The following is a 26,042-nucleotide window of genomic DNA, read 5'->3' as shown; positions in this document are numbered from 1 at the left end:
CCGTCTGAAATTTTCAGACGGCCTCAGGCTTTGCGTTTTTATTCTTCGTCGGGGATGCGGCTGATTTGCACGCGCTCGATGCGTTGGCCTTCTTTTTCCAATACGGTGAAGCGCCAGCCGTGGTAGTCGGTGCTTTCGCCGACTTCGGGCAGGTTTTCCAGCTCTTCCATAATCAGGCCGGCGACGGTGTGGAAGGGGGCGTCTTCTTCGGGCGGCGGCAGGTTGAGCTGGGGGGCAAGTTCGACGTATTCAAGGCTGCCGTCGACAGTGAAGCTGTCGGTTTGGCCGTCAGCTTGGATAACGGCGTCTTCTTCGCGTTCGAATTCTTCGGGAAATTCGCCGGCGATGGTTTCGAGCAGGTCTTTCATGGTGACCATGCCGAGCACGGCGCCGAATTCGTCGACGACTAGGGCGTAGTCGGCGCTGCTGTTGCGGAAGAGTTCGATGGCGTTGAGGGCGGTGGTGCTGTCGGGCAGGACGAGCGGCTGGCGCAAGGCCGCCTGAATGTTGAGCTCGCCCGTGTCGAGCAGTTGGGCGAGCAGGTCTTTTTTGTTGATGTAGCCCAAAGGTTCGTCGACGCCCGCTTTGCCGACGACGAGCAGGCGGGAGTAGGGCGTGGTTTGTAGGGTTTGGCGCTGCTCTTCCTTGCTTTGCGAGATGTCGAGACGCTCGATGTCGCGGCGGGGAATCATCACGCCGGGGATGGGGCGCTCAGCGAGGGTGAGCACGCTGCGTATCATGGATTTTTCGTTTTCTTCAAAGTGTTCGCTGTCTTCGCTGCCGCCTTCGCCGCCCGCCAGTATGCTTTCGCGGATGCCCATCATGCCCAACACGTTTTCGGCGGTGCGCTGGCGCCAGGAGCTGCCGGCGTAGTCGTTTTTCTTGGTGTTTTTCTGCGAAATCTGGTTGAAGATTTCGATGAGGACGGAAAAGCCGATGGCGGCGTAGAGGTAGCCTTTGGGGATTTGGAAGTGGAAGGCTTCGGCGATGAGGCTGAAGCCTATCATCAGCAGAAAACCGAGGCAGAGCATGACGACGGTGGGATGGCGGTCGACAAATTCGGTAAGCGCTTTGCTCGCCCACATCATGGCGGCCATGGCGACGACGACGGCGGCCATGGCGATGACGATGTGTTCGACCATGGCAACGGCGGTGATGACGGAGTCGATGGAGAAAACGGCGTCGAGGATGAGGATTTGCGCGACGACGCCCCAGAAGGGCGAGTGTTTTTTGTGGCTGTCGGAGACGGCGAAGTGGTTGGCGCCTTCGAGGCGCTCGTGCAGCTCGGTGGTGGCTTTGTAGAGGAGGAAGAGGCCGCCGGCGAGCATGATGAGGTCTTTGCCGGAAACGGGGTGGGCGCCCAGGTGCATGAAGGGGGAGGTGAGGGTCATGATGTGCGCCATAAAGGCGAGCATGACGATGCGCAGGAGGACGGCGAGCGACAGGCCGGTGATGCGGGCGCGGTCGCGCAGCTTGGGTTTGACTTTGTTCGCCAGTATGGCGACGAATACGAGATTGTCGATGCCGAGCACCACTTCGAGCAGCAGCAGGGTGGCGAAACCTATCCAGGTTTGCGGTTCGGCTAACCAGCTTAAATCCATTGTTGTCCGATTCCTTGCAAAGGCAACAGACGGCCCGAATGGTTCAGGCCGTCTGAAAAGGGCAGGCGCGGCGCCGACGGGGCGAATGCAGGCGGCGTTTGCCGGCGGCGCGGGAAAAATAAAGCGCGCAGTGTAAGCAGCTTGGGCGCGGAATGCAAGCTGAGGCGCGGGTTTGGGCGGTCTGCGGAACAGGCAGGCCGTCTGAAAGCGGGGCTGCGACGGAGCGGCGGTTCTGCTTTCAGACGGCCTCTTCCGTTTGCGTGCCGCATAAAAACAGAAAAACAGCCCGCAGGTACGGGCTGTTTGGAGACGGTATCGCTTATCAGGCGTCCGGCGTGCTTGGGGCGGCAGGCGGAGCGTCGGCTTCGGCGCTGTCTTGTCCGCCGTTTTGCACTTCGGAATCGCCCGCTTTGCCTGTTTCTTCTTCGTCTTCTTGACGAAGATTGTGGCTGTAATCCTTTGGCGGGCTGGGCTGCTTGCCTTCCATGATTTCAAGCACTTGGTCGCGGTCAATGGTTTCCCATTCCATCAAGGCTTGGGTCATGGTTTCCATTTTGTCGCGGTTTTCGTCGAGGATTTTGTAGGCGATGGCGTATTGCTCGTCCAAAATACGGCGGATTTCGGCATCGACTTCCTGCTGCGTTTTCTCGGAAATGTGCTGCGAACGGGTAACGCTGCGGCCGAGGAAGACTTCGCCTTCGTTTTCGGCATACACCATCACGCCCATTTTGTCGCTCATGCCGTAGCGGGTAACCATTTCGCGGGCGATTTGCGTGGCGCGCTCAAAGTCGTTGGACGCGCCGGTGGAAATACGGCCGACAAACAAATCTTCGGCAATACGTCCGCCAAACAGAATGGAAATTTGGTTGAGCATCTGGTCTTTGTACATGCTGATGCGGTCGCGCTCGGGAAGCTGCCAGGTTAAGCCCAGCGCGCGGCCGCGCGGCATGATGGTTACTTTGTGCACGGGGTCGGTGCCTTCCAGGCTTTCGGCAACGATGGCGTGGCCGGATTCGTGGTAGGCGGTGGCGCGTTTTTCGTCTTCGTGCATCACCATGCTGCGGCGTTCGGGGCCCATGTAGATTTTGTCTTTGGCGTCTTCAAAATCGCTCTGGTCGACTTTGACTTTGTTGCGCCGGCCGGCAAACAGGGCGGCTTCGTTCACCAGGTTGGCCAAATCCGCGCCGGAGAAGCCGGGTGTGCCGCGCGCCAGCGAGACCAAATCGACGGATTCGTCGAGCGGCACTTTTTTGGCGTGCACGTTCAGAATCTGCTCGCGGCCGCGTATGTCGGGCAGGGGGACGACCACTTGGCGGTCGAAGCGGCCGGGGCGTTGCAGCGCGGGGTCGAGTACGTCGGGGCGGTTGGTGGCGGCAATCACAATCACAGTCTGATTGCTCTCGAAGCCGTCCATTTCCACCAAAAGCTGGTTGAGCGTCTGCTCGCGTTCGTCGTTGCCGCCGCCCAAGCCCGCACCGCGCTGGCGGCCGACGGCGTCGATTTCGTCGATAAAGATGATGCAGGGGGCGTTTTTCTTGGCCTGCTCGAACATGTCGCGCACGCGGCTCGCGCCCACGCCGACAAACATTTCCACGAAATCCGAACCGGAAATGCTGAAAAACGGCACACCCGCTTCGCCGGCGATGGCTTTGGCCAGCAGGGTTTTGCCGGTGCCGGGGCTGCCGGCCAGGAGGATGCCGCGCGGCATGCGGCCGCCGAGGCTCTGGTAGCGGTTGGGAGCCTTGAGGTAGTCGACGATTTCGCTGACTTCTTCCTTGGCTTCGTCGCAGCCGGCCACGTCGGCGAAGGTAACTTTGTTGTTGTCGCTGTCGAGCAGGCGGGCGCGGCTTTTGCCGAAGGAGAACGCGCCGCCTTTGCCGCCGCCGCCGGTCTGCATGCGCATAAAATAAAACCACGCGCCGATTAGCAGCAGCACGGGCAGCAGGCTGAAAAACAGGCTGCCGAGCATGCTCTGGCGTTCTTCGGGCGTAACCTGCACGCGGACGTTTTTCGCCAGCAGGCGTTCGGACAGTTTGTAGTCCATCGGCGCGTTGGTTACGAATTTGCTTTTGTCGGTGCGCTCGCCTTTGAGCGTGTAGCCCGCCAGTGCCGAGCCTTCGATGGTTACCGAGGCGATTTCGCCTTTGTCGACCTGTCGGACAAATTGGGAATATTCGATCTGTCGCGCCTCGTCCCTCTGGTTTTTGACGGCGTTGAAGGCCGCCATCAGTCCGATAATCAAGGCCGACCAAATCAGCAGGTTTTTTACAATGCTCCTCACAAAAACGGGCTCCCAGAATAAATAAAAGATTGAAAATACGGTGGTAAAAAACAGAAAGGCGGCCGAGCCGTCTTCCGGCGGAATGTCAGGTTTTGTTCTTGCCCAACAGGTAGATTTCGCTGGAACGGTTGCGCGAAGCGTCAGGCTTGCGCGTCTGAACCGAAGCGAAGCTGCGCCGCATTTCGGCCAGATATTCCTGATAACCGGCACCCTGAAACACCTTAACCAAAAAATTTCCGCCCGTTTTCAGATGGTTTCGGGCGAAATCCAAGGCCAGTTCGTTCAGATAAAGGCTTTTTGCCGCGTCGGTAACCGCGTGGCCGCTCATATTGGGCGCCATATCGCAGATTACAAGATCTAGCGCGCGGCCGCCGAGCAGGGCTTCAAATTGCGCGAGCACGTCGTTTTCGCGGAAGTCGCCCTGAATGAAGGACACGCCTTCGACCGCTGCCATAGGCAGGATGTCGAGCGCGAACACCTTGCCCGACGCGCCCGCCAGTTTCGCCGCAGCCTGCGACCAGCTCCCCGGCGCGCTGCCCAAGTCGGCTAACACCGTTCCAGGCTTGATGAGTTTGTCTTTTTCGTTGATTTCCAAAAGTTTGTAGGCAGCACGGGCGCGGTAGCCGTCTTTTTGCGCGAGATGGACGTAGTGGTCGTTTATATGCTCGTTGAGCCATGCTTTGGAAGATTTGGAACGCGCGGCCATCGCCAACCCCGAAAATGCAAAAGGTCGCCATTCTACACGATTTTCAGACGGCCTTAACTGTGGAAACCAACGGCATTGTTTACACTAAACTATAGGTTGGGAAACGATGCCCTTAGTATTTCAAAGGACGTATTTCTTTCAGGTTGCTTTGGGGTTTGATGGTATTGGAAATTTACAAAGCGGATTTGTCGGCTTGGATGTAGGCGGCGGGCAGGCGGAAGGCGGAACCGAAACCGGCCAGCAGGCTGAAGGCGAGGACGGAGAAATGCAGCCGGCAGCCTGAACGGGTTGTTAGGCTGCCGTTACCGCCACCGGCTTCTCCGCTTGAGCGCTCGCCGGAACTTTTTCCCTGCCCGATGGCAGTCTCGGCTACGGCCATCAGGATGCCGCGGGTGCGGTTGAAGACGGTTTTATGGCGGTGTTTGTTCATGGCGGGGGTATCCGTAGTGTGTGCGGGGGTGGGGAAAGGCAGTCTGAAAACGGGGAAAGGGGGCAGGCTGCCTGCGATGTAAACACACAACAACTTAATCCTAAACTCTATTCGTCATTCGCAAGCGGCGGCAAACCCAAAGTATCTGTTTGGCCGGTGTAGTAATCCACCCAGTTTTGCAAGTATTCGTAGGGGAAGTCCAAATCGTAGGTACGCATAAAGTCGAAGGGATCTTGGTATTCGCCTTCAGGCAGCGGCGCATAGGCAATGGCTTCTTTGGGGGCGATTTCATGGTCAATACCCAGATCAAAGCCGTGAATTGCGGCAATTTTGGCGTACATCACGATTTGCGGCTGCAAGAAGAAATCGAAATAGCTGAGGGTTTCTTTGGCTGCCTGACGGGCGCGTTTTTTTTCAAACAAAGGATCGAGCGCCTGCCGCATAGCAGCAGGATCTTGGCGGGCGAAGGCCAGGAAGAAGAGGAAGTCTTCGCACCGCAGTTGCAGCCATTTGCTTTGCTGTTGGTTTTCGAGCACATTCAGGCTGCGCCGTTCCAAGCGTTCCAACTGCGTGCCTTCCAGCATCAGCAGGGTGTTGTACTTCAACTGGCGGTTCAAATCGTAGCGGTCGGCAAACTCTTCGGTATCGTTGCTGATTAAATCGATATTGCGCAGCAGGAAGGAGCGGATTTTGGGGCTGTCGCTCATCAGCATCACAAACAGCGGGTTGGCCACATTGGGGGTTTCGGCACACAGGAAAAACGGCTCGGGATAACTCCAGCCCATACTGCTTAAGATTTCGAGCTTGCCCAGCTGGTAGGCATAGCGCTTGAATTTGGGCAGGTCGCGCTCCGCCCACAATGCGTGGGCGCAGGCCGCATACACCCTCCGTTGCAAATTCGACATGGCTGCAAAGGGGGAGCCTTTGCGCTCGTCAATATACGACAGATGATATGCAATATCAGGATCGCCTTTACCCGAAAGGTATTGGTTAAAATCTTCGGCATATTCGATGACGATGCTGCTGATATGGTTGTACCATTTTTTACTGCACATAAAACTCATGCTGGTTTACCTCTTCGGTTTGTTTACTTGAGCGGGAGGAAAGTATAGGGGAGTAATAGTAATTTTTTCTGTGTTTCTGTCAATGCCCATCACGGTTCTATGCAATGTCTGATTACCCATTGCTTTTTCTAAGACAGGAATAGTCGGGTCATTTTTTGGCAATTTACCAATAACGGTTCTTACCCAATTATTGCTCATTTGCATATGCCCGCCTGCCGCACTGGGGATCAGATGCATGGCATTTTTCACGATCTGTTTGCTGTCTGCCAAAACAACCTGTCCGTTAGGTGTCACAAAAACATGGCAAAGCCGTTGTTGCTGCCGTATTTGCCGCCGGGAACGACCCGCCAGCCCATTTCTTTTGCCCAAGCGTTAACCACTTGCTCGGTCAGCTTTCCGTCTTTATCCAAACCTTGCTTGATCTTATCCACATTTTTTTGCTGTGATTTGGGTGCATCTAATGAAATCCCGTTTCCAATGAGTTTGCTGCCTATACGGCCTCGATTAGTAGGGGTTGCAGTAGTTGGGGGTGGGATATTTTTGAGTCTGTTAACTTTATCTAGTTCTGCCCGAAGATTTTTATAATTTCGTTCGGTATCTTGACGTATGATCCCCACTCCATTGACATTTTCCATTACTTCTATCAATGGAACATTGATACCATGTTCTTTAAGCAGGTATTTGCGGGCTTCTTCATTCCAATGATCCATCCTTGCTCTGGATACTTTTTGGGCTTCGGCAGCAATAGCTGGGACATTTCCCCAAAGGAGACCAAAAAAATCCATTGCATAGACTGAGTTTTCTAATGTTGCGGCTCTACTCTGCATCCGCGTAACAGCAGAAGTATTATTCCCTGCAGCATTATTCTCTACCGCATTCTGCCCGACCGTTCCGGCAACCTGCGCATCAAACAACGCTCCGTTGCCGCCGTTTGTGCCGTTCAGACTGCCGCCCGCCGCACCCACCACCGAAGCAATCGCCCCGGTCTGCGCTTTGATCTCTTCTTTGATGTGCTCGGGTAACAGGTTGGGATTGAATTTCCCCGTTGTCGGGTCAATCGCGGTATGGCCGTCGTCGTATTGCTTGGCTAGGTAGCCGGCTGCGCGTTCGGCAGCAACAGCAGCGCTGCCGCCGGCAAGCGGGTCGGCGCCGTTGGCGTAGGCTAAGGCGGCGCCGAGCATAAAGTAGGCGATGGTTTGCAAGGGTCTCGCGTGGAGAATCGAGACGGTTCTAAAATATTAATGCTGTCAGTAAAGAAAAATTTACCAATAAAATTCTCCTTTATTCTGTAAGTAATTTTCAAGATCTGCCAATCTATATCCCAATCTAAATACTTCTTCAATATTGTATTTATCAGATTGAATTGTTGCGGAGTTTAGTGAATCTTCAATTTCATTAATTATTTGAAATTTCACATTGGATGTAGGATCCAAGTTATACATTTCTACTGCTTTTTCTAGTATATCTAAATCCATAACTAAAACTTTAAACTCTAATTTTTTATTAATCATTTCTTAACTCCATTAATTAATGTTAATCTTAGATTTGGGAACATTGTTTGGAATTGCTGTATTACATGAGTGCATGATGTGCAATAAGGATATTCAGAAACAATAGTTAAATGTCCGTATACTTGGTGATAAACATGGCCCGGTTTTCCACCTAATTTATAAGCAAGATCATTTAACATTCTGTATTCACTATCTGTATGGCGTAGCCAAGCATTACCATTTTTTCCTTTAACTTCTGTCGCGGTAAATATTTTAGGTTCATTTGTAACTCTATCTAAAGACGAACTCCTCCATATTTTATTTGCATTTACTGACCTACCATTTATTATTCCTTCTAAATAACTTAAATTTCCTCCTCTTATCTTAAATTTTGTGCGATACTCTGCAAGTTTAGCTGCTGCTTTTGCTATTTCTTCAGTCGAAGGGCCACCTATTTTACTTATTAATGATGGAATTGGTTTTAAAGCTGTTGGAGGAACATATTTATCAACAGACTTTGAGAGTTCTCTATTTAATTGTTTTATTAGGTCAACACGATTAAGTTTTTTTGCAGCCTGCTTAATTTTTACTAAGTATTTTACAATTGGCTTTGACGCAGGAATAAATTCTATTGCATTAGTTGGAAATAAAGTTTCATTTGTTGCATAAAGTATGGCAAAAAATTCCGTCTCTGCATCACTTAGTTCTTTTCCTTGTTTGTTTTCTAAATAAACTCTAAGGGGCTTAGGAAGCAAAATCGCCAAAAACAGTGATAAGTTTCTGAAATAAAATTAAAAAACAAGTATCAAAAGTTCAGCAAAATTTCCGAACCGCAATTTCGTCAAATCCTGCGGCTGTTTGCTTTGGATTTGACCGCCTCCGATACTGCCGGGCTAACCGGTATCAGCGTCCGAAGCATCAACACGCCCTTTCTGAAATTGCGCCGGCGTTTGGCTGTCGAAAGCGAGCAGCAAACCCCTTTTGACGGCGTTGTGGAACTTGACGAATCTTACTTTGGCGCAAAGCGCATCCGTGGTAAACGCGGGCGCGGTGCCGGTGGCAAAACCGTCGTTTTCGGCGTACTCAAACGGGGCAACAAGGTCTATACGGAAATCGTTCCTGATGCGTCCAAAGCCACACTGCAAAAGGTAATACGCGGGCACATTTCTGTTGAGAGTGTTATCAATACTGATGGCCGGCGTGGTTATCACGGCTTGGTTGATATGGGTTTTGCAAAGCATTTCAGGGTGCGTCACGGGCAGAATGAATTTGCCCGAGGAGCGCAGCATATCAACGGTATCGAGTCGTTTTGGAGTTATGCAAAACACCGTCTGATACAATTTCACGGCGTAGCACGACATACGTTTTACCTGCACTTGAAAGAAACCGAATTCCGCTTTAATCACAGGCATGATGATTTGTACAAAGTGCTGCTGAAAATGCTGCGAAAAGATCCTTTGAAATGATTTTTGCTTCCTAAGCCCCTAAAAAGATTGCGATGCGTTGTGAAAAGACGGATGAATCTTTTGCTGCCAACATTTATCTGGCTGCTACGGTTTTAAGGCTGGCTTGAATGTCAACACCCCTAGGGCGTGTTGATTGTCAACACACTCTGGGGTTTCCCATATCTTAACGGCTTGCCCGGCATGACGCTGCTTGAGCTTTCGAGTAAAATGCCACTTTTTTTCCGACAGGCAGCACACTTATGAGCGACGCACCCGACACCAAACAGATTCTGGCACTCAAAGCCCGCGCCCATCATCTCCATCCCGTGGTGATGATTGGTCAGCACGGTCTGACCGAGGCCGTGATTAAAGAAACCGATGCCGCGCTGGCGGCACACGAACTGATTAAAGTGCGTGTGGCGGGCGACGACAGAGCCGAGCGCGTGGCCGTGGCCGAAGCCCTGTGCGGGGCGACGGGTGCGTTTTTGGTGCAGCATATCGGTAAGTTGCTGGTGCTGTGGCGTGAGAAACAGGACGAAGAACAGTAGGACGTATTGGCCAATCAACATTTTGGCGGCTTTCCCGTCCTAAAACGGCATCTGCCGCGTTGAAAATACCCGTCTATGGGCACATAGGTTCGCATTTTCGCCTTGCATCTGCCGTTTTATGCTGAAAAATCCGCTGCAAGAGTTGAATGACAACACGTCCTATGCAAAACAAAAGGCCGTCTGAAAACGTTTCAGACAGCCTCCAAGCAGGAACTACACCATGAAAAACAATGATTTGAGCAGCCTGTTTAACGGCTTTGACGACGAAGATTTCCAGCAGATGCTCGCGCAGATGAGCGAAGAAGAGCGCGCCGAGTTCAAGCGCGAGTCGCAGCAGCTTTTTGCCGAAGTGGCCGAAATGTTCGAAGCCTTCGATAAGCGCGTTATCCACGAAAAACTCACCGCCGACATCCTCGCGCAAACGCCCGACGAGGAGCTGGTGCTCACCGTGTTCGACACTCTCGCCGCGCAGGCGCCCGTCGGACTTCCGGAAGAGGAATACCTGAAAACCCTCAGCCCCGAGCGCCGCGCCGTGTATGCCCTCTATATATTGGCGGGCGAAGTGGACAACGGCGGCTTCAACCAGTATTACTACAACACCGAAGCCGAAGCGGCGGCCTATCTGCCCGAAGCCTGCGAACTCGTCGGCGCGCCGAAATACGCCGACCTCGTGCGTCGCGCCAACGCCTGCTACGAAAACGAACGCCTCGCCGAGCGGCAGGACGGTTCGCTGGAAGCCTTTTGCGACTCCTACCGCGACAACCCGCTGGAAAAATTCGACGACGAGTTTTATCTGTTGGAAAACTGCCAGGCGCTCGACCAGCTGCTGATGCGCTTTATCCGCGCCAACCCGCAGGCGTTTGTCGGCTGAGACCTAGGGTGTGTTGACACGCGGCAGGCAAAAACACCGCTGCAACGTTGATTGTCAATACACCCTAAACAAAGGCCGTCTGAAAGCCCTTTCAGACGGCCTCTTTCCATATATTAAGGAGATAGAAAAGGAAGGCCATGACGCACCACCTTGTTTTGCAGCATCCCGATATCGCCCGCTGCGATTTGCCGTTTTTAAACGGGCTGAGGCCGTCTGAAAACCCGTTTCCCGAGCGCGTGCGGCGTTTTGTTGTCGAACCCGGTTACGTGCTGCCGCACGAAGCCGCGGCCGCCCTTGACGCACAACGGATTGATTATGCCGTGTTGCCCGCCGTGCCCTTTGCCGATTTCGGGCTGATTGTCAGCGATATGGATTCGACGCTGATTACCATCGAATGCGTCGACGAAATCGCTGCCGGCGCAGGTTTGAAAGAGCGGGTGGCGGAAATTACCGAACGCTCCATGCGCGGCGAAATCGATTTCGAGCAGTCGCTGCGCGAGCGCGTCGGCCTGCTGGCGGGATTGTCCGAGAGCGTGTTGCAGGAAGTGTACGACCATGTGCTGCAACTTTCGCCCGGCGCGGAATACCTGCTGGCCGAATGCAAGAAACACGGCGTGAAATTCATGCTGGTGTCGGGCGGCTTCACCTTTTTCACCGACCGCCTGCAAACGAGGCTGGGTTTGGACTACGCCTTTGCCAACATGCTGGAAACGGCAGACGGCAGGCTGACAGGCCGTCTGAACGGACGCATCATTGACGCCGAAGCCAAAGCGCGGCTCCTGCGCGAATACCGCGAAAAACTCGGCCTGCGTGCGGAACAGGTGATTGCCGTCGGTGATGGTGCGAACGACATCCCCATGCTGCGCGAGGCCGGTTGCGGCATTGCCTACCATGCCAAACCGAAAACGCAGCAGGCGGCGGATTTGTGCATCAATTACGGCGGACTGGAAGCCCTGCGCGGCTGGTTTCTTTGATACCGAGAAACACGGAATGAGGAGGCAGGCGGAACGTTTCAGACGGCCTCCCTTTGCCGTATAATCCGCGCTTTTTCCGCCGCACCCTTGTTTTTCCCGCGTGCGGCACTATTTAACGGCAACAGTTTGAACCGGGTCTGAAAGCCGCAGAGCTATCGCAGGCCGTCACCCTCCGTCGCGGCGGTGCCATTTGCTGCACAGAAGCAGAATCCTACCGAAGCCGCCCGCTCCGCCGGAACAGCCAAATACCGAGACGAATTATGAGCAATCCGCAAGACTACGAAGACCAGGAAGACGAAAACCGCCCGCTGACGCCCGAAGAGCAGCGTCTGCGTCTGCGCCAGCTGATTTTGCAGGGCAAGGAGCGCGGTTACATCACCTACGCCGAAATCAACGACGCCCTGCCCGACGATATGTCCGATGCAGAGCAGATCGACAATATTGTCAACATGATTCAGGGCTTGGGCATACAGGTTACCGAGGAAGCGCCCGATGCCGATACCCTGCTGATGAACGACAGCGGCACCGGCATGACCGACGACGACGCCGTCGAAGAGGCCGAGGCGGCATTGTCGAGCGCCGACTCCGAGTTTGGCCGCACCACCGACCCCGTGCGCATGTATATGCGCGAAATGGGTCAGGTAGATCTGCTGACGCGCGAAGACGAAATCATCATCGCCAAAAAGATCGAAAACGCGTTGAAAAACATGATACAGGCGATTTCCGCCTGCCCGGGTTCCATCGCCGAAATCCTCGATCTGATTGAAAAAATCCGCGCCGACGAAATCAAAGTCGACGACGTCGTCGAAGCCATCCTCGATCCCAACGAAGTGCTGATGCACGAACTGGGCGTGAGCGATTTGGAAATCATCCCGCCGGGCAGCAAGCCGTCCGATCGTGCCGCCGCGGCCGAAGAAGAGGGCGACGGAGAAGAGGGCGACGAAGACGAATCTTCCGAAGAAAACCTCGAAAGCATCAACCTCGAAGAGCTGAAACAGGAAGTGCTGGCGCATTTCTCCGGTATCGGCGAAAGCTACGGCCTGATGATTGCGGCGCTCAACGAGCACAACAGCCGCCATCCCGATTATCTGAAACACCGCGACGCCATCGCCCACAAGCTTTTGGAAGTGCGCTTTGCCACCCGCCAAATCGAAAGCCTGAGCAACAACCTGCGCCAGAAAGTCGATAACATCCGCAAGCTCGAGCGCGAAATCCGAGATATCTGCCTCGACCGCGTGCAGATGGACAGGGACTACTTCATCAGCCAGTTTCTGCCCAACATCACCGATTTGGACTGGCTGGAAGGCGAAATCGGCAGAAAACGCGTGTGGAGCAACGCCCTCGAACGTTTCCGCCACGCCATTTTGGAGAAACAGACCGAAGTGGCCGAAATGGAAAAAACCGCGCAGATTTCCATCGAAGAATTGAAGGAAATCAGCAAAAACATGCAGAGCAGCGAACGCGAAACCGCGCGTGCGAAAGAGGAAATGATTCAGGCCAACCTGCGTCTGGTGATTTCCATCGCCAAAAAATACACCAACCGCGGTTTGCAGTTTCTCGATCTGATTCAGGAAGGCAACATCGGCCTGATGAAGGCGGTGGACAAATTCGAATACCGCCGCGGCTACAAATTCTCCACCTATGCCACATGGTGGATACGCCAGGCCATCACCCGCTCGATTGCCGATCAGGCGCGCACCATCCGCATTCCCGTGCACATGATCGAAACCATCAACAAAATGAACCGCATTTCGCGTCAATATTTGCAGGAACACGGCGAAGATCCCGATTCCGCCAAACTGGCCGAGCTGATGGAAATGCCGGAAGAAAAAATCCGCAAGATCATGAAAATCGCCAAAGAGCCGATTTCGATGGAAACCCCCATCGGCGACGACGACGATTCGCACTTGGGCGACTTCATCGAAGACGTAAACAATGTCGCGCCCGCCGAAGCGGCGATGTATTCCAGCCTGCGCGAAGTGACCGCCGACGTGCTCGAAAGCCTGACTCCGCGCGAAGCCAAAGTGCTGCGTATGCGTTTCGGCATTGACATGAACACCGACCACACGCTGGAAGAAGTGGGCAAACAGTTCGACGTCACCCGCGAGCGCATCCGTCAAATTGAGGCCAAAGCTCTGCGCAAGCTGCGCCACCCCACCCGCAGCGACCGCCTGAAAAGCTTCCTCGACAGCGAAGAAGGAAAATAGCCCAGAGGCCGTCTGAAAAAGCATCTTCGCCTTTCAGACGGCCTTTAAAAAGCGCTATCCCGAAAGCGGCGGCCATAGTGGGTGCGCCCTTGTTTTTGCCTTACAATACACCCGTTTCCAACCCCAAAACACAGAAAGGATTCAGCAATGAGCCAGGAAGAAAACAAAATCAAAGTAGACACCTACGACAACGAACAGCCGCAGCAGAAAGAAGAAGTGGAGCTGCCCGTCGTCGATAACGACAAAGGCGAGAAAACCGAAAGCGGCTGCTGCGGCGTCTGCGGCGGCTGAGGTTCCGAGCCACTCCCGCCTTTGCGGGAACGGCGTTTCCGAAACCAAAAAAACGACACGTTTTGCGTGTCGTTTTTTTGGTTTCACGTTTTCATTTCGTTGGGATTCCGTTTTCAGACGGCCTCAACTGCCGCTTTGCCTACCCGCCCGTTTCGCCCTGACGATTTCAATCGCCGCCGGAAGCAGGGAAACGACGATAATCGCCGCCAGCACCAGGCTCAGGTTCTGTTTTACCAGCGGAATATTGGCGAAAAAATAGCCCGCGTAGGAAAACAGCACCACCCACAAAGCCGCGCCGATGATGTTGTAGCGGATAAAGCGGCCGTAGTGCATATCGGCCATGCCCGCGACAAAGGGGGCGAAGGTGCGCACGATGGGTACGAAGCGGGCGATGATGATGGTTTTGCCGCCGTATTTTTCGTAAAAGGTATGGGTTTTCGCCAGATGGCTTTGGCGGAAGATTTTGGAATCGGGGTTGGCAAACAGCTTCGCGCCGAAGTATTTGCCGACGGCAAAGTTCGCCGCGTCGCCCAACACGGCGGCGGCAAACAGCAGCAGTACCATCACATGGACGTTCATGCCGCCCACCGCCGCAATGCCGCCGGCGGCAAACAGCAGCGAGTCGCCCGGCAGAAAGGGCGTAACCACCAGCCCCGTTTCGCAGAACACAATCAGAAACAGCAGGCCGTAAATCCATGCGCCGTACTGTGCGGCCAGTTCGGCCAGATGGACGTCGATATGCAGGACAAAATCGAGAAGGGTTTGAATCATGAAAAACTCCCGCTTGCGGCGAAAAGCGCGGATTGTAACCCGTAAGCGCGGCGGCAGGCCGTCTGAAAAGAGGTTTTGCCTTGCCCGAATCTGTTTTTCAGACGGCCTGATTTTGAGAGCCGCGTGAAAGGGGCTACAATCGCGCGGTTTTTTCCATCCGAGCAGGCCGCCCGTGAACCAACTGATTTTCGACTTTGCCCGCCGCGACTATCCGGGGTTTGACAAATTCCTCGGCAGTGCCAACCGTGAGCTGGTGTTTGTGCTGCAACAGGCGCGCGATCAGTTTGTTTACGTTTGGGGCGCGGCGGGCACGGGCAAAAGCCACCTGCTGCGGGCATGGGCGGGGCAGGCGGCGGAGCAGGGCGCAGACGCGCGCTATATCGACGCGCAAACCATGCCGCTGGACGATTCCGCCCTCGAAGCCGACTATCTCGCCGTCGATCAGGCCGACAGGCTCAACGACGGCGAACAGGCATTGTTGTTTGAAATCTTCAACCGCTTCCGCAACAGCGGCCGCGGCCGCCTGCTGCTTGCCGCCGACGTGCCGCCCGCGCAGCTTGCCGTGCGCGAAGATTTGCGCACCCGCATGGGCTACTGCCTCGTTTACGACATCAAACCCCTGTCCGACGACGAAAAAATCGCCGCCCTTGCCGGCATGGCGCGGGCGCGGCAGCTCGATGTCGACGACGAAATTTTCCGTTATCTGCTCAACTACTGGCAGCGCGACATGGACAGCCTGGTGCAGATGCTCGACACCCTCTGCCTCTACACTGCCACCACCCGCCGCCGCCTCACCCTGCCGCTCTTGCGGCGGCTGCTCACCCAACAGGACGCCGTATGAAAAACCTCGCCATCTTCGATTTGGACAACACCCTGATCAACACCGATTCCGACCACGCCTGGCCGCAGTATCTGATGAAAAAAGGTCTGGTCGACGTCGAATACACCCGCGCGCAGAACGACAAGTTTTACCGCGACTACCAAAACGGCTGCCTCGACATCGACGAATTCCTCGCCTTCCACCTTGCGCCGCTGAAAAATTTCTCCCGCGCCGAGCTGGACGAAATGCACCGCGAATTCAGTGCCGAATTTATCGAGCCGCACATTGCGCCGATGGCGAAAATGCTGGTGCAGAGCCACCGTGACGCGGGCGACGAGCTGCTGGTTATCTCGTCCACCAACGAATTCATCATCCGCCCCATCTGCCGCCTGTTCGGCATAGACAACGTTATCGGCACGCAGCTCGAAACCGACGCAGACGGCCGCTACACCGGCCGTTATGTCGGCATCCCCAGCCTGAAAGAAGGCAAAATCACCCGCCTGCACCAATGGCTCTCCGCACGCGGCGAAAGCCTCGCCGACTACGGCAAAAGCTATTTTTACAGCGACTCGAAAAACGATCTGCCGCTGCTGCGGCTGGTCGACGAACCCGTCGCCGTCAACCCCGACGCCGAACTGCTGCGCGAGGCGCAGGAAAAAGGCTGGCCGGTGTTGAATTTCAAAGAGGCCGTCTGAAATGCCCCGCTTCAAACCCGTCGTCGTCCTGATTACCGCGCCTAACCGCACCGAAGCGGAAAACATCGGCCGCGCCCTGCTGAAAAAACGCCTCGCCGCCTGCGTGCAGTATGAAAACATCGTCAGCCAATATGTCTGGATGGGCGAAACCTGCCGCGACGACGAAATCCGCATCACCGTCAAAAGCGCGCGCAGCCTGTTCAAGAAAGTGGCCAAAACCGTCCGCGTCCGCAGCAGCTACGACTGTCCGCAAATCCTGATGCTGCCCGTGGCAGGCGGCAGCAAAGACTATCTGCGCTGGTTAAAGGCGCAGTTGGCGTTATAGCGGGCCCAAATGAAAAACCTACGGCGTTGCTGCGCCTTGTCGTACTACTTGTATTGTCTGCGGCTTGCCGCCTTGTATCTTTTTCATTTTGACTCACTATATAATGCTGCCCTTTTGTTTTCAGACGGCCTTAGAACCCGTTCCAAGCAGACAAAGGCCGTCTGAAAACATTGTCGAACCACCAAATTAAGGAAACCCATGTTCCGCACCATGCTCGGCGGCAAAATCCACCGCGCCGCCGTTACCGAAGCCGATTTGAACTACGTCGGCAGCATCACGGTAGACCCCGACCTGCTCGACGCCGCAGGCATACTCGTCAACGAAAAAGTGCAAATCGTCAACAACAACAACGGCGCACGCCTCGAAACCTACACCATCGCCGGCAAGCGCGGCAGCGGCGTCGTCTGCCTCAACGGCGCGGCGGCGCGGCTGGTGCAAAAGGGCGACATCGTCATCATCATGTCCTACGTCATGCTGTCCGAACCCGAAATTTCCGCCCACCGGCCCAAAGTCGTCCTCGTCGACGAAGCCAACAAAATCCGCGACATCCTCGACTACGAACCGCCGCACACCGTGTTATAAACCTCCAGGGTGTGTTGACAATCAGCCTTGCGGCGGTGTTTTTGGCAAAAATACCCACCTGCCGCGTCAAAAATCCTCGCAAGGTGTCCAACCTTGCTGCGGTTTTTTCCTTGCATTCGGGTATTTTTACTCAAAAAACCGTCCCGCAAGCTGAATGTCAACACACCCAAAGGCCGTCTGAAAAACTTTCAGACGGCCTCAAGCCTATCCAGACCATCATGAGCGAACAAGAAACCATCCAAGCAGAACACCCCCGCGCCATCCGCAGCTTCGTCCTGCGCCAAGGCCACATGACCGCCGCCCAGCAGCGCGCCATCGACACCCTGTGGCCGCGATACGGCCTCGATTACCAAAACACCCCCGCCGATTTAAACCAAGCCTTCGGCCGCGCCGTGCCGAAAATCCTCGAAATCGGCTTCGGCATGGGTGCCGCCACCGCCGAAATCGCCCGCCGCCTGCCGGAAAAAGACTTCCTCGCCATCGACGTGCACGGGCCGGGCGTCGGCAACCTATTGAAGCTCATCGAAGAGCAGACTATCGGCAACATCCGCGTCATGCGTCACGACGCCGTCGAAGTCGTCGAAAACATGCTTGCCGACGGCAGCCTCGACGGCATCCACATCTTCTTCCCCGACCCCTGGCACAAAAAACGCCACAACAAACGCCGCCTCATCCAAGCCCCCTTCGTCGCCAAACTGCTGCCCAAACTCAAAAGCGGCGGCTACCTCCATCTGGCGACCGACTGGGAAGAATACGCCGTACAAATGCTTGAAGTGTTAAATGGTTTTGCCGGGCTGCAAAACACCGCCGCAGCCTACGCCCCCACGCCCGCCTACCGCCCCGAAACCAAATTCGAAGCGCGCGGCAAACGGCTGGGACACGGCGTGTGGGATATCGTTTTCAAAAAACGCTGATTTACACAAAGCGGTATTTCGCTGACACAATCTTCTTTACAATACGCCCTTTCGTTTTCCAACCACCCACAGGAGACATTCATGCAGAACAAAAAACTGATCGCCGCCGCTTTCGCCGCCCTGGCACTGGCCGCCGCAGGCGCACAGGCCGCAGGCAAAAAACCGGTGAAAAAACTGGCCGACCTGCCCGACAACGCCCCCGTACTGATGCTCGCCGAAGTCAACAGCCTCGACAAAAAAGTAGAAGTCGCCTACGTTTGCGACAGCCAGCAGGGCAAACGCAACCTCAACGCCATGTACGGCGTCAAAAACGGCGAAACCGTCGTCACCCAAATCAAAGTCGGCACAGAGCTCACCCCCAACCTGCGCCGCGTGATGAACGACACCAACGGCAAAAAACAAAACAGCTACTACGGCGAAGGCCTCACCTGGATTACCGACAAAACCGACCCGAACAGCCTCACTTCCGCCAACGGCAAAATCCTGATGCAGGCCGACGCGGTGGACGGCGGACTGCCCAAAGGCAACCAGACCATCCTGTTCCAAAACTGCAAAGTAGACAAAGCCGCCACCAAGAAACTGAACGGCAAATAAAACCCGAAAGGCCGTCTGAAAACCCGTTATGCAAGGAAAACGGGTTTTCAGACGGCCTTTTGACTTGTCCCTTTCAAACCAAACCGGCCGTGAACCACGCTGCCGTTTTTGTACCCTCCGCCTGCGATGCGCCGCGGCTATGCAGCCAAACCCCGACAGCCGAACCGCTGCGTCTGACGGAAAAACCCAAGTGCAAAGCGGCAACGGCATTTCGGCGGCAAGCATCCGCTGCTTGAAGAATAAGCAAAGGCCGTCTGAAAGAACGCTTGCCTTTTCAGACGGCCTCAAACGCAGTCGGATAACCCCCGGCAGGCCGTCTGAAAAGCCTTCCCGCTCTTTTTCAGACGGCCGTAAACCGACAGGAAACCTGATGAATAAAATCCTTCCCGCCCTATGTGCCGTCCTGCTGCTGTCTGCCTGCGCCGGTTTGCAGAACGTGCAAACCCGATGGCAGCCGCCGCGCGACATCCCCGATTTTTCCGCCGAAGGCCGCCTGGCCGTGCAGGTAGAGGGCAAAGGCTCGTATGCCAATTTCGACTGGACGCGGCAAAACGGCGTGCAGACCATCGACATCAACACCCCGCTGGGCAACACCCTCGGCCAACTGTGCCGCGACGCGCAGGGCGTGCTGGCCGTCAACAGCAAAGGCGAGCGCTTCGAGGCTGCAAGCGTGCAGGAATTGAGCAGCCGCCTGCTCGGCTTCGCCCTGCCGCTGCAATATCTCGATACATGGGCAAACGGGCAGTGGGCGGAGGACATCTCGCACCAAACCGCCGCCGACGGCAGCCTGATGCAGGCAGGTTGGAATATCAGCCGTCAGGCACGCGAAGACGGAACAGTGCGCGTTTTGGCGCTGACCGACGGCAAAATGTCGTTGCGGCTGGTGTTCGACAGCATGAGGCCGTCTGAAAACGGCGGCGGTGCGCCGAAACAGTGCTCCGCCAGAGGAGGCGTGTAATGGAGAGGAGTGCACAAGAACCGGCCTTTCCCGCCCCCGCCAAACTCAATCTCGACCTGCGCATCACCGGCCGCCGCGCCGACGGTTATCACGAGCTCGAAAGCATCTTCACCCTGATTGACTTGCAGGACACCCTGTATATCGAGCCGCGTGGTGACGGCCGTATCGTGCTGCACACGCCGCTCCCGGACGTGCCGCCCGAACAGGATTTGTGCGTGCGCGCGGCACGGGCGCTGCAAAACTTTTCCGGCTGTTTGAAGGGTGCGGACATCCGCGTCGAAAAACGCATCCCGACGGGCGGCGGTTTGGGCGGCGGCAGCTCCGACGCAGCCACCGTATTGATGGCGCTCAACCGCCTGTGGGATTTGAACCTGCCGTCAGACGCGCTGCAAAAAATCGGCCTGACGCTGGGCGCGGACGTGCCGTTTTTCCTGTTCGGCCAAAGCGCTTTTGCGCGCGGCATCGGCGAAATCCTTACGCCGCTGGCGCTTCCGCCGCAGTGGTATGTGCTGGTGCGTCCGAACGTGCACGTCGCCACGCCCGCCGTGTTCGCCCATCCCGACCTGCCGCGCAACAGCGCCCCCTGCGCCGCGCCGTCTTTTGCCGCGCTGCAACCCTTTCGCAACGATATGCAGACGGTGGTGCTGGCGCAATATCCGCCCGTGGCCGCCGCATTCAGGCTGCTGCAGGATTACGGCACTCCGCGCATGACCGGCTCGGGCGCCTGCCTGTTCCTGGCGTTTGACAGCGAAGCGCAGGCGCAGGCGGTATGCAGCCGTCTGCCCGAACAGCTTGAAAGTTGGTGCACGGCAGGCCTGGCCGAGCACCCGTTGCGTTGTCAGGCTGTCTGAAAAAACGACAAATCGGTCTTGACAGACCCGCCGAAAGCAAACATAATCCGCCCCTTTCGATGCGCCTGCTTTTGTAGGCGGAAAATTGGGGATTCGCCAAGTTGGTTAAGGCACCGGATTTTGATTCCGGCATTCGTAGGTTCGAATCCTACATCCCCAGCCACAACATTCCGCAGATTTTGGGGATTCGCCAAGTTGGTTAAGGCACCGGATTTTGATTCCGGCATTCGTAGGTTCGAATCCTACATCCCCAGCCAGTTTCCAAACTCCGACAAGTTTTGGGGATTCGCCAAGTTGGTTAAGGCACCGGATTCTGAATCCGGCATGCGTAGGTTCGAGTCCTACATCCCCAGCCAGACACAAAAGCGTGTGATTCGTCCCACGCTTTTGTTTTTGCAGGTTGTCGGTAAAGATATTTTGTGTAATTTTTTGTTTGGCTGCGTTGTTTTTGGTGCGTATAATGCCGCCGCGCCCGCAACCAAACATAAAGGAAGCCCGCGATGTTTCCTAAATTGCACATGACCCACCCCATTCCAAGCGAGGAAGATATGGCTGACAGTTTGATGGTCTTTACCGGCAACGCCAATCCGAAATTGGCTGCCGACGTGGTAAAACATCTCGATATTTCCATCGGTAACGCATCGGTAAGCAAATTTTCAGACGGCGAAGTGGCCGTCGAACTTTTGGAAAACGTGCGCGGCCGCGATGTGTTTATACTCCAGCCGACCTGTGCACCGACCAACGACAACCTGATGGAAATCCTCACCATGGCCGACGCCCTCAAACGCGCGTCCGCCGGCAGGATTACCGCCGCCATTCCCTATTTCGGCTATGCCCGCCAAGATCGCCGCCCCCGCTCCGCGCGCGTGCCGATTTCCGCCAAGCTGGTGGCCAATATGCTGCACAGCGCAGGCATCGACCGCATTCTGACCGTCGATCTTCATGCCGACCAGATTCAGGGCTTTTTCGATATTCCCGTAGACAATATTTACGCCACCCCGATACTCTTGAACGACGTGCAGCGCCAAAACATCGAAAACCTGACCGTTGTCAGCCCCGATGTCGGCGGTGTGGTACGCGCCCGTGCCATGGCCAAAGCCCTGAATGCCGATTTGGCCATCATCGATAAACGCCGTCCGAAGGCCAATGTGGCCGAAGTGATGAACATCATCGGCGAAATCCAAGACCGCACCTGCCTGATTGTCGACGACATGATCGACACCGCCAACACCTTGTGCAAAGCCGCTTCCGCCCTGAAAGAGCGCGGCGCGTCGCGCGTGCTGGCCTATGCCACCCATCCGGTTTTTTCCGGCGAGGCGGCCGAGCGCATCGCTTCGTCCGACATCGACCAAATTGTCGTGACCGACACTATTCCCCTGTCTGATGCCGCACTGCGCTGTGGCCGCGTCCGCCAGGTTTCGATTGCCGGACTCTTGGCCGAAACTGTGCGCCGCATCAGCAACGAAGAATCCGTCTCATATCTTTTCAACGAAGATGTGCTGACCAACGGCGGCATGCTGCTGCCGTAAACCCATGCCGTCTGAAACTGGTCGCGGTGGAAGACGGCTTTATTTCTTTAATCCAAAAAGGACTTTTATCATGTCATACGAAGTACAAGCTACCGTTCGCGAAGCACATGGCACAGGTGCGAGCCGCCGCCTGCGTCGCGAAGGCCAAGTTCCCGCCGTGCTCTACGGCGACAACCAGGAAGCCGTTGCCATCGCCGTAGACCACAAAACCATGTTCTACGCGCTGGAAAAAGAATCCTTCCATACCAGCCTGATCAAGCTGGCCGTAGACGGCAAAACCCAAGACGTTATCGTGCGCGATTTCCAAATCCATCCCTTCCGACGCCAAGTGCTGCACATCGATTTCCAAGCGGTCGATGTCAACAAACCGCTGAAAATGCGCCTGCCGATCACCGTTATCAACGCGGAAAAATCCAAAGCCGTCAAACTGCAAAGCGGCCGCGTTTCCCTGCTGGCCAGCAGCGTGGAAGTTATCGTCGATCCGAAAAACATTCCTTCCTATTTGGAACTGGACTGCGGCGAAGTGGTTGCCGGCGACATCCTGCACCTGTCCGACATCAAATATCCCGAAGGCGTCACCAGCGTTGCCCTGAAACGCGACTCCAATCTGGCCGTTGCCACCGTTACCGGTAAAAAAGGCTGATTCCGCCATCGGATACGCCCGTCCCGCCCGCGCCCGCCGCAGGCGGGATTTTTCATGCCCTAGGGTGTGTTGACAATCAGTCTTGCGGCGGTATTTTTGGTAAAAATCCACGCCTGCCGCGTCAAAAATGCTCGCAAGATGTCCAATCTTACTGCGCTTTTTTCCTTGCAGGCGCGAATTTTTCCTCAAAAAACCGCTTCGCAAACTGAATGTCAACACACTCTAGAACCCGATCGGCCTCCGCCCATTTCCCCGACGAAAACAATCTCCGCCCGCCCCTTGATTTTTCTCCGCCCCACAGCCATATGGCGCGGGTTCGCGGCGGCAAGGCTTTGCCCGATGTCGGAATCCCCGTTTTTGCGGACAGCAGCCTGTCCGTGTGCCGACCGCATCAGGCTGTCTGAAACCGCCGCCTCACCATCCGAAGAAAGACAAACATGAAAACACCATCCCAAGATTTGAGAACCCGCTTTATTTTCGACGATATGCCCGTGCGCGGCCTGCATGTGCGGCTGGAAAACGTCTGGCAGCACATCGTCGGCCGAAAACACTATCCCGCCGCCGTGCGCCGCGCCCTCGGCGAACTCCTTGCCGCAGGCGCCCTCCTGTCGAGCAACCTGAAAATCGAAGGCACGCTCACCGTCCAAGTGCAGGGACAAGGCCGTCTGAAAATGCTGGTAGTCGAAGCCACCTCCGAACAAACCTGCCGCGCCACCGCCCGCTGGGACGAAACCGCCGCCATCGGCGATAACGAAAACCTGCGCGAGCTGCTCGGCGAAAACGGCGTATTCGTCATCACCCTGCAACCGCAGGAAGGCGAACCCTGGCAGGGCGTCGTCCCCCTCGAAGGCGGCAGCATCGCCGAAATGCTCACGGGTTACATGCTGCGCTCCGAACAGCTCGAAACCCACATTACCCTCGCGGCCGATAACCACACCACCGCCGGTCTGCTCCTGCAACGCCTGCCCGAAGAAGAACTCGACCAAGAAGCATGGGCGCACGTCACCGCGCTTGCCGACACCGTCGGCAGCCGCGAGATGCTGGATTTGGACGCGCAACACCTGCTCTACCGCCTGTTCCACGAAACCCCGCCGCGCGTCTTCGAACCCGACACCCTCGAATTCACCTGCACCTGTTCGCGCGGCAAAGTCAGCGACATGCTGCTGATGCTCGGCGGCGAAGAAGTCGGCTCGGTAGTGGCCGAGCAGGGCAGCATCGAAATCGACTGCGACTTCTGCAACGAAAAATACGTTTTCGACGAAACCGACGTCAACGCCCTGTTCGGCGCCGACATCGTCAAAGCCGTTACCGGAGAACAGCACCGCCTGCAATAAACCGCAAAGGCCGTCTGAAAGCGGAAAAACCGCGTTCAGACGGCCTCATTCTTATCCGAAACAGGATTCCTTCATGGCGAAAAAACACCGCCCCGCCGCCTTCCCGCCGCCGCTCTTTCCCCTACACACCCTGGCCGACGACGCCACCCTGCGCCACATCAGCCGCGCCGACTACGGCATGGATGCCGAACAGCATTTCACCGCCCTCAAACAAGTCCTCGACAACCAAAACGGCTACCTCGCCGACGGCCAACACTGGCACCCCGCCGAAGTGTTCGAGCTGACGTCCTACTCTGCCGAACACCCGGCTGTCTTCACCCTGTGCCACCTTATCATCCTGCAAAACCTGATACACGGCAGCGGCTGTTTCTTCGACGTCTACGGGCAGGTCGAATACGCCGGCCGCTGCGCCACCCTGCCGCTCGGCCTGCAAAAACTGCTCGACAACGCCTGCCAAACGGCGCGCGAACACGGCGCAATCGACGGTTGATGCAAAGGCAAAAGGCCGTCTGAAAAACCTGCGAAGCAGGTTTTTCAGACGGCCAAATTCAGACGGCCAAATTCAGACGGCCAAATTCAGACGGCCAAATTCAGACGGCCAAATTCAGACGGCCAAATTCAGACGGCCAAATTCAGACGGCCAAATTCAGACGGCCAAATTCAGACGGCCAAATTCAGACGGCCAAATTCAGACGGCCAAATTCAGACGGCCAAATTCAGACGGCCAAATTCAGACGGCCGTTCTGCTCCCTCTCCTGCGCCCAAGCGCGGGGGAGGGTTGGGGAGGGGGTGGCGGTTCTCAGAACCGCTTGTCCGCCGCCGTATAAGTGCCGTTCAAACCGCAAGCCTCCAGACTTCCTGCGGGTGGGAAGGAACAGGTTTCAGACGGCCTTATTCCGCCAACACCCCGCCCAGAAAATCCGCCACCGCGCGGATTTTTGCCGAGCGGCGCAGGTCTTCGTGCATCACCAGATAGATATCGGCGGCGAACTCTTCCTTTACCGCCGCGTCATGCAGCCCGACCTGCACAAAGCCGTCTTCGGGGCGGACGTAGAAATCGGGCAAGAGACCGATGCCGGTTTCGGCGGCGATGCCTGCTTTTATAAGGTCGAAATCGTTGCAGGCGAGGATGACTTTGCGCCCGGCGAGTTGTTCTGCCTGCCACAGACCGTGCGCGCCGGCGATGTTCAGGCAAAGAAAGGCTTGCTCGGCGCGCGGGCGGTTCTTCAGGTAATTGGTGCGGGCGTAGAAGCGGTAACGGATGGGGCGCAGACGGCGGACGACGAGGTCGTTTTGCGTCGGACGGACGATGCGCAGCGCAATGTCCGCCTGGCGCGCGTGCAGATCGCTGATTTGCGCGTCGCTTTGCAGGACGAGGCGGATGTTGGCGTGGCGGCGGGCGAAGGCGGCAAAATGCGGCATCAGCAGCCCTTTGGCGACCAGCGGCGGCGCGGAAATGACGACTTCCGCCATTTCCTCGCGCTGCTCGCGCGCGGTGCGCAGCAGGGTATTCATGCCGACGGCGATGTCCTGCGCCTGCGCGTAAATGCGCGCGCCGTCCTCGCTTAACAGGTAACGGCGGCCGATGCGGTCAAACAGGCGCAGGCCGAGCGTCGCTTCCAGCCGCGCGATGCGGCGCGAGACGGTGCTGTGCTGCACGCCAAGCGCTTCGGCGGCGGCGGTCAGGGTTTGTTTCTCTACGAGAACGGCGAAATGGTGCAGGTCGTCCCAGTCGGTCATGGCGATACTTTCGTTGTTTGTGCGTGAATCGTCGGCGGTCGGCGATTTTTCGTATTTTAAGCGCCCTGCGCACAAACTAAACTACCGTTCCCCGATACACAGGAACCAATCATGAAAAAACTGCCGAAAAAATACGCGGGCGTGCTGTTTTCTTTCTACGCCTCGGCGATTATGGTGATGATTGTCAGCGGCGTGCTGGTCGCACTAAACACCGGCGTGGACGCGGGCTATGCGCTGCGCCTCGCCAAAGCCTATCTGATTACCTGGCCGGTCGCCTTTGCCAGCCTGCTGGCGGTACGGCCGCTGGTGGTGAAGCTGGTGGCGGCGAGTGTGGCGGAGTAGGGCGGTGTGAAAGGCCGTCTGAAAACCCGTTTTACG

At 56.2% G+C, this 26,042-nt stretch carries 30 protein-coding genes and 3 tRNA genes; 22 read left to right on the top strand and 11 right to left on the bottom strand.

Features of this window, described 5'->3' with window-relative positions:
• Positions 1-38 precede the first annotated feature (38 nt).
• The 9 genes from ACG2K1_RS07815 to ACG2K1_RS07775 all read right to left on the bottom strand — a co-directional run bounded on the left by ACG2K1_RS07815 (position 39) and on the right by ACG2K1_RS07775 (position 8,336).
• The gene (locus tag ACG2K1_RS07815; RefSeq protein WP_395429433.1) at positions 39-1,601 is read right to left on the bottom strand and encodes a TerC family protein; all 1,563 of its coding nucleotides are present in this window, start codon (positions 1,599-1,601) and stop codon (positions 39-41) included.
• A 322-nt stretch (positions 1,602-1,923) separates the two neighbouring features.
• Positions 1,924-3,828, bottom strand: coding sequence for an ATP-dependent zinc metalloprotease FtsH (gene ftsH, locus ACG2K1_RS07810; protein WP_395429452.1), 1,905 nt, complete (start codon positions 3,826-3,828; stop codon positions 1,924-1,926).
• A 139-nt stretch (positions 3,829-3,967) separates the two neighbouring features.
• Positions 3,968-4,588, bottom strand: coding sequence for an RlmE family RNA methyltransferase (locus tag ACG2K1_RS07805; RefSeq protein WP_009426027.1), 621 nt, complete (start codon positions 4,586-4,588; stop codon positions 3,968-3,970).
• A 172-nt stretch (positions 4,589-4,760) separates the two neighbouring features.
• Positions 4,761-5,018 (bottom strand): ESPR domain-containing protein, encoded by a 258-nt coding sequence (locus ACG2K1_RS07800; protein WP_395429432.1) that lies wholly within the window; start codon positions 5,016-5,018, stop codon positions 4,761-4,763.
• 107 nt (positions 5,019-5,125) lie between these two features.
• Positions 5,126-6,082 (bottom strand): Imm49 family immunity protein, encoded by a 957-nt coding sequence (locus ACG2K1_RS07795; protein ID WP_395429431.1) that lies wholly within the window; start codon positions 6,080-6,082, stop codon positions 5,126-5,128.
• Positions 6,083-6,088: 6 nt separating this feature from the next.
• The gene (locus ACG2K1_RS07790) at positions 6,089-6,352 is read right to left on the bottom strand and encodes a hypothetical protein (protein ID WP_395429430.1); all 264 of its coding nucleotides are present in this window, start codon (positions 6,350-6,352) and stop codon (positions 6,089-6,091) included.
• A gap of 20 nt (positions 6,353-6,372) precedes the next feature.
• Positions 6,373-7,284 (bottom strand): hypothetical protein, encoded by a 912-nt coding sequence (locus ACG2K1_RS07785; RefSeq protein ID WP_395429429.1) that lies wholly within the window; start codon positions 7,282-7,284, stop codon positions 6,373-6,375.
• A gap of 60 nt (positions 7,285-7,344) precedes the next feature.
• Positions 7,345-7,593 (bottom strand): hypothetical protein, encoded by a 249-nt coding sequence (locus ACG2K1_RS07780; RefSeq protein ID WP_395429428.1) that lies wholly within the window; start codon positions 7,591-7,593, stop codon positions 7,345-7,347.
• Positions 7,590-8,336, bottom strand: a complete 747-nt coding sequence (locus ACG2K1_RS07775; protein WP_395429427.1) for a deaminase domain-containing protein — start codon at positions 8,334-8,336, stop codon at positions 7,590-7,592. The genes ACG2K1_RS07780 and ACG2K1_RS07775 overlap by 4 nt, the downstream gene beginning before the upstream one ends.
• A gap of 21 nt (positions 8,337-8,357) precedes the next feature.
• Here ACG2K1_RS07775 and ACG2K1_RS07770 point away from each other — a divergent pair, with 21 nt between their 5' ends.
• The 6 genes from ACG2K1_RS07770 (at position 8,358) to ACG2K1_RS07745 (ending at position 13,908) form a co-directional block, all read left to right on the top strand.
• Complete coding sequence (locus ACG2K1_RS07770; protein ID WP_402838290.1) at positions 8,358-9,038, top strand: IS1595 family transposase; 681 nt, start codon at positions 8,358-8,360, stop codon at positions 9,036-9,038.
• 239 nt (positions 9,039-9,277) lie between these two features.
• The gene (gene yhbY / locus ACG2K1_RS07765) at positions 9,278-9,565 is read left to right on the top strand and encodes a ribosome assembly RNA-binding protein YhbY (protein ID WP_395428671.1); all 288 of its coding nucleotides are present in this window, start codon (positions 9,278-9,280) and stop codon (positions 9,563-9,565) included.
• A 220-nt stretch (positions 9,566-9,785) separates the two neighbouring features.
• Positions 9,786-10,436, top strand: a complete 651-nt coding sequence (locus tag ACG2K1_RS07760) for a DUF4375 domain-containing protein (RefSeq protein ID WP_395428670.1) — start codon at positions 9,786-9,788, stop codon at positions 10,434-10,436.
• Positions 10,437-10,573: 137 nt separating this feature from the next.
• Positions 10,574-11,410 carry a phosphoserine phosphatase SerB gene (serB, locus tag ACG2K1_RS07755; protein ID WP_009426175.1) on the top strand — a complete coding sequence of 279 codons (837 nt, stop codon included), beginning with the start codon at positions 10,574-10,576 and terminating at the stop codon, positions 11,408-11,410.
• Positions 11,411-11,670: 260 nt separating this feature from the next.
• A complete protein-coding gene (rpoD, locus tag ACG2K1_RS07750; RefSeq protein WP_009426173.1) occupies positions 11,671-13,617 on the top strand; it encodes an RNA polymerase sigma factor RpoD in 1,947 nt (648 codons plus the stop codon).
• A 147-nt stretch (positions 13,618-13,764) separates the two neighbouring features.
• A complete protein-coding gene (locus ACG2K1_RS07745; RefSeq protein ID WP_009426172.1) occupies positions 13,765-13,908 on the top strand; it encodes a hypothetical protein in 144 nt (47 codons plus the stop codon).
• A 123-nt stretch (positions 13,909-14,031) separates the two neighbouring features.
• On the opposite strand, the gene ACG2K1_RS07740 is transcribed toward ACG2K1_RS07745, so the two are convergent.
• The gene (locus ACG2K1_RS07740; protein ID WP_395428669.1) at positions 14,032-14,679 is read right to left on the bottom strand and encodes a DedA family protein; all 648 of its coding nucleotides are present in this window, start codon (positions 14,677-14,679) and stop codon (positions 14,032-14,034) included.
• 172 nt (positions 14,680-14,851) lie between these two features.
• On the opposite strand from ACG2K1_RS07740, the gene hda reads away from it, so the two are divergent.
• From hda to ACG2K1_RS07665, 15 genes are all read left to right on the top strand, one after another.
• Positions 14,852-15,520, top strand: a complete 669-nt coding sequence (gene hda / locus ACG2K1_RS07735) for a DnaA regulatory inactivator Hda (protein ID WP_009426170.1) — start codon at positions 14,852-14,854, stop codon at positions 15,518-15,520.
• Positions 15,517-16,194 (top strand): HAD family phosphatase, encoded by a 678-nt coding sequence (locus ACG2K1_RS07730; protein WP_094030982.1) that lies wholly within the window; start codon positions 15,517-15,519, stop codon positions 16,192-16,194. The genes hda and ACG2K1_RS07730 overlap by 4 nt, the downstream gene beginning before the upstream one ends.
• A gap of 1 nt (position 16,195) precedes the next feature.
• Positions 16,196-16,519, top strand: a complete 324-nt coding sequence (gene cutA, locus ACG2K1_RS07725) for a divalent-cation tolerance protein CutA (protein WP_395428668.1) — start codon at positions 16,196-16,198, stop codon at positions 16,517-16,519.
• Positions 16,520-16,717: 198 nt separating this feature from the next.
• Positions 16,718-17,101, top strand: a complete 384-nt coding sequence (gene panD, locus ACG2K1_RS07720; protein ID WP_009426167.1) for an aspartate 1-decarboxylase — start codon at positions 16,718-16,720, stop codon at positions 17,099-17,101.
• Positions 17,102-17,319: 218 nt separating this feature from the next.
• Positions 17,320-18,015 (top strand): tRNA (guanosine(46)-N7)-methyltransferase TrmB, encoded by a 696-nt coding sequence (trmB, locus tag ACG2K1_RS07715; protein WP_036496135.1) that lies wholly within the window; start codon positions 17,320-17,322, stop codon positions 18,013-18,015.
• An 81-nt stretch (positions 18,016-18,096) separates the two neighbouring features.
• A complete protein-coding gene (locus ACG2K1_RS07710; protein ID WP_009426165.1) occupies positions 18,097-18,609 on the top strand; it encodes a hypothetical protein in 513 nt (170 codons plus the stop codon).
• 370 nt (positions 18,610-18,979) lie between these two features.
• The gene (locus ACG2K1_RS07705; RefSeq protein WP_395428667.1) at positions 18,980-19,567 is read left to right on the top strand and encodes an outer membrane lipoprotein LolB; all 588 of its coding nucleotides are present in this window, start codon (positions 18,980-18,982) and stop codon (positions 19,565-19,567) included.
• Complete coding sequence (gene ispE / locus ACG2K1_RS07700) at positions 19,567-20,418, top strand: 4-(cytidine 5'-diphospho)-2-C-methyl-D-erythritol kinase (RefSeq protein WP_395428666.1); 852 nt, start codon at positions 19,567-19,569, stop codon at positions 20,416-20,418. The genes ACG2K1_RS07705 and ispE overlap by 1 nt, the downstream gene beginning before the upstream one ends.
• Before the next feature lie 86 nt (positions 20,419-20,504).
• A tRNA-Gln gene (locus ACG2K1_RS07695) sits at positions 20,505-20,581 on the top strand.
• Positions 20,582-20,598: 17 nt separating this feature from the next.
• A tRNA-Gln gene (locus ACG2K1_RS07690) sits at positions 20,599-20,675 on the top strand.
• A gap of 22 nt (positions 20,676-20,697) precedes the next feature.
• A tRNA-Gln gene (locus ACG2K1_RS07685) sits at positions 20,698-20,774 on the top strand.
• A gap of 192 nt (positions 20,775-20,966) precedes the next feature.
• Complete coding sequence (locus ACG2K1_RS07680; RefSeq protein ID WP_094031220.1) at positions 20,967-21,947, top strand: ribose-phosphate pyrophosphokinase; 981 nt, start codon at positions 20,967-20,969, stop codon at positions 21,945-21,947.
• A 70-nt stretch (positions 21,948-22,017) separates the two neighbouring features.
• The gene (locus tag ACG2K1_RS07675; protein ID WP_036496134.1) at positions 22,018-22,590 is read left to right on the top strand and encodes a 50S ribosomal protein L25/general stress protein Ctc; all 573 of its coding nucleotides are present in this window, start codon (positions 22,018-22,020) and stop codon (positions 22,588-22,590) included.
• Between the two features lie 437 nt (positions 22,591-23,027).
• Positions 23,028-23,924, top strand: coding sequence for an Hsp33 family molecular chaperone HslO (gene hslO / locus ACG2K1_RS07670; RefSeq protein ID WP_395428665.1), 897 nt, complete (start codon positions 23,028-23,030; stop codon positions 23,922-23,924).
• 73 nt (positions 23,925-23,997) lie between these two features.
• Complete coding sequence (locus ACG2K1_RS07665; protein ID WP_395428664.1) at positions 23,998-24,414, top strand: hypothetical protein; 417 nt, start codon at positions 23,998-24,000, stop codon at positions 24,412-24,414.
• A 401-nt stretch (positions 24,415-24,815) separates the two neighbouring features.
• Here the strand turns inward: ACG2K1_RS07665 and ACG2K1_RS07660 are convergent, their stop codons facing one another.
• Complete coding sequence (locus tag ACG2K1_RS07660) at positions 24,816-25,664, bottom strand: LysR family transcriptional regulator (RefSeq protein ID WP_395428662.1); 849 nt, start codon at positions 25,662-25,664, stop codon at positions 24,816-24,818.
• 111 nt (positions 25,665-25,775) lie between these two features.
• Between ACG2K1_RS07660 and ACG2K1_RS07655 the strand changes: the two genes are divergently transcribed.
• Positions 25,776-26,006 (top strand): DUF2798 domain-containing protein, encoded by a 231-nt coding sequence (locus tag ACG2K1_RS07655; RefSeq protein ID WP_395428661.1) that lies wholly within the window; start codon positions 25,776-25,778, stop codon positions 26,004-26,006.
• Positions 26,007-26,042: the final 36 nt, after the last annotated feature.

This window comes from Neisseria sp. 23W00296 (assembly GCF_044772855.1).
Classification (GTDB): domain Bacteria; phylum Pseudomonadota; class Gammaproteobacteria; order Burkholderiales; family Neisseriaceae; genus Neisseria.
The sequence above is the reverse complement of the archived record's forward strand: the minus strand, read 5'-3'. Positions and strand labels throughout refer to the sequence as shown.

Excerpts from the sequence above, each read along its gene's own strand:
- ACG2K1_RS07815 (WP_395429433.1), bottom strand. The coding sequence starts at position 1,601 with ATGGATTTAAGCTGGTTAGCCGAACCGCAAACCTGGATAGGTTTCGCC.
- ftsH (WP_395429452.1), bottom strand. The coding sequence starts at position 3,828 with ATGGCGGCCTTCAACGCCGTCAAAAACCAGAGGGACGAGGCGCGACAG.
- ACG2K1_RS07805 (WP_009426027.1), bottom strand. The coding sequence starts at position 4,588 with ATGGCCGCGCGTTCCAAATCTTCCAAAGCATGGCTCAACGAGCATATA.
- ACG2K1_RS07800 (WP_395429432.1), bottom strand. The coding sequence starts at position 5,018 with ATGAACAAACACCGCCATAAAACCGTCTTCAACCGCACCCGCGGCATC.
- ACG2K1_RS07795 (WP_395429431.1), bottom strand. The coding sequence starts at position 6,082 with ATGAGTTTTATGTGCAGTAAAAAATGGTACAACCATATCAGCAGCATC.
- ACG2K1_RS07780 (WP_395429428.1), bottom strand. The coding sequence starts at position 7,593 with ATGATTAATAAAAAATTAGAGTTTAAAGTTTTAGTTATGGATTTAGAT.
- yhbY (WP_395428671.1), top strand. The coding sequence starts at position 9,278 with ATGAGCGACGCACCCGACACCAAACAGATTCTGGCACTCAAAGCCCGC.
- ACG2K1_RS07760 (WP_395428670.1), top strand. The coding sequence starts at position 9,786 with ATGAAAAACAATGATTTGAGCAGCCTGTTTAACGGCTTTGACGACGAA.
- serB (WP_009426175.1), top strand. The coding sequence starts at position 10,574 with ATGACGCACCACCTTGTTTTGCAGCATCCCGATATCGCCCGCTGCGAT.
- rpoD (WP_009426173.1), top strand. The coding sequence starts at position 11,671 with ATGAGCAATCCGCAAGACTACGAAGACCAGGAAGACGAAAACCGCCCG.
- ACG2K1_RS07745 (WP_009426172.1), top strand. The coding sequence starts at position 13,765 with ATGAGCCAGGAAGAAAACAAAATCAAAGTAGACACCTACGACAACGAA.
- ACG2K1_RS07740 (WP_395428669.1), bottom strand. The coding sequence starts at position 14,679 with ATGATTCAAACCCTTCTCGATTTTGTCCTGCATATCGACGTCCATCTG.
- ACG2K1_RS07730 (WP_094030982.1), top strand. The coding sequence starts at position 15,517 with ATGAAAAACCTCGCCATCTTCGATTTGGACAACACCCTGATCAACACC.
- cutA (WP_395428668.1), top strand. The coding sequence starts at position 16,196 with ATGCCCCGCTTCAAACCCGTCGTCGTCCTGATTACCGCGCCTAACCGC.
- panD (WP_009426167.1), top strand. The coding sequence starts at position 16,718 with ATGTTCCGCACCATGCTCGGCGGCAAAATCCACCGCGCCGCCGTTACC.
- trmB (WP_036496135.1), top strand. The coding sequence starts at position 17,320 with ATGAGCGAACAAGAAACCATCCAAGCAGAACACCCCCGCGCCATCCGC.
- ACG2K1_RS07710 (WP_009426165.1), top strand. The coding sequence starts at position 18,097 with ATGCAGAACAAAAAACTGATCGCCGCCGCTTTCGCCGCCCTGGCACTG.
- ACG2K1_RS07705 (WP_395428667.1), top strand. The coding sequence starts at position 18,980 with ATGAATAAAATCCTTCCCGCCCTATGTGCCGTCCTGCTGCTGTCTGCC.
- ispE (WP_395428666.1), top strand. The coding sequence starts at position 19,567 with ATGGAGAGGAGTGCACAAGAACCGGCCTTTCCCGCCCCCGCCAAACTC.
- ACG2K1_RS07680 (WP_094031220.1), top strand. The coding sequence starts at position 20,967 with ATGGCTGACAGTTTGATGGTCTTTACCGGCAACGCCAATCCGAAATTG.
- ACG2K1_RS07675 (WP_036496134.1), top strand. The coding sequence starts at position 22,018 with ATGTCATACGAAGTACAAGCTACCGTTCGCGAAGCACATGGCACAGGT.
- hslO (WP_395428665.1), top strand. The coding sequence starts at position 23,028 with ATGAAAACACCATCCCAAGATTTGAGAACCCGCTTTATTTTCGACGAT.
- ACG2K1_RS07665 (WP_395428664.1), top strand. The coding sequence starts at position 23,998 with ATGGCGAAAAAACACCGCCCCGCCGCCTTCCCGCCGCCGCTCTTTCCC.
- ACG2K1_RS07660 (WP_395428662.1), bottom strand. The coding sequence starts at position 25,664 with ATGACCGACTGGGACGACCTGCACCATTTCGCCGTTCTCGTAGAGAAA.
- ACG2K1_RS07655 (WP_395428661.1), top strand. The coding sequence starts at position 25,776 with ATGAAAAAACTGCCGAAAAAATACGCGGGCGTGCTGTTTTCTTTCTAC.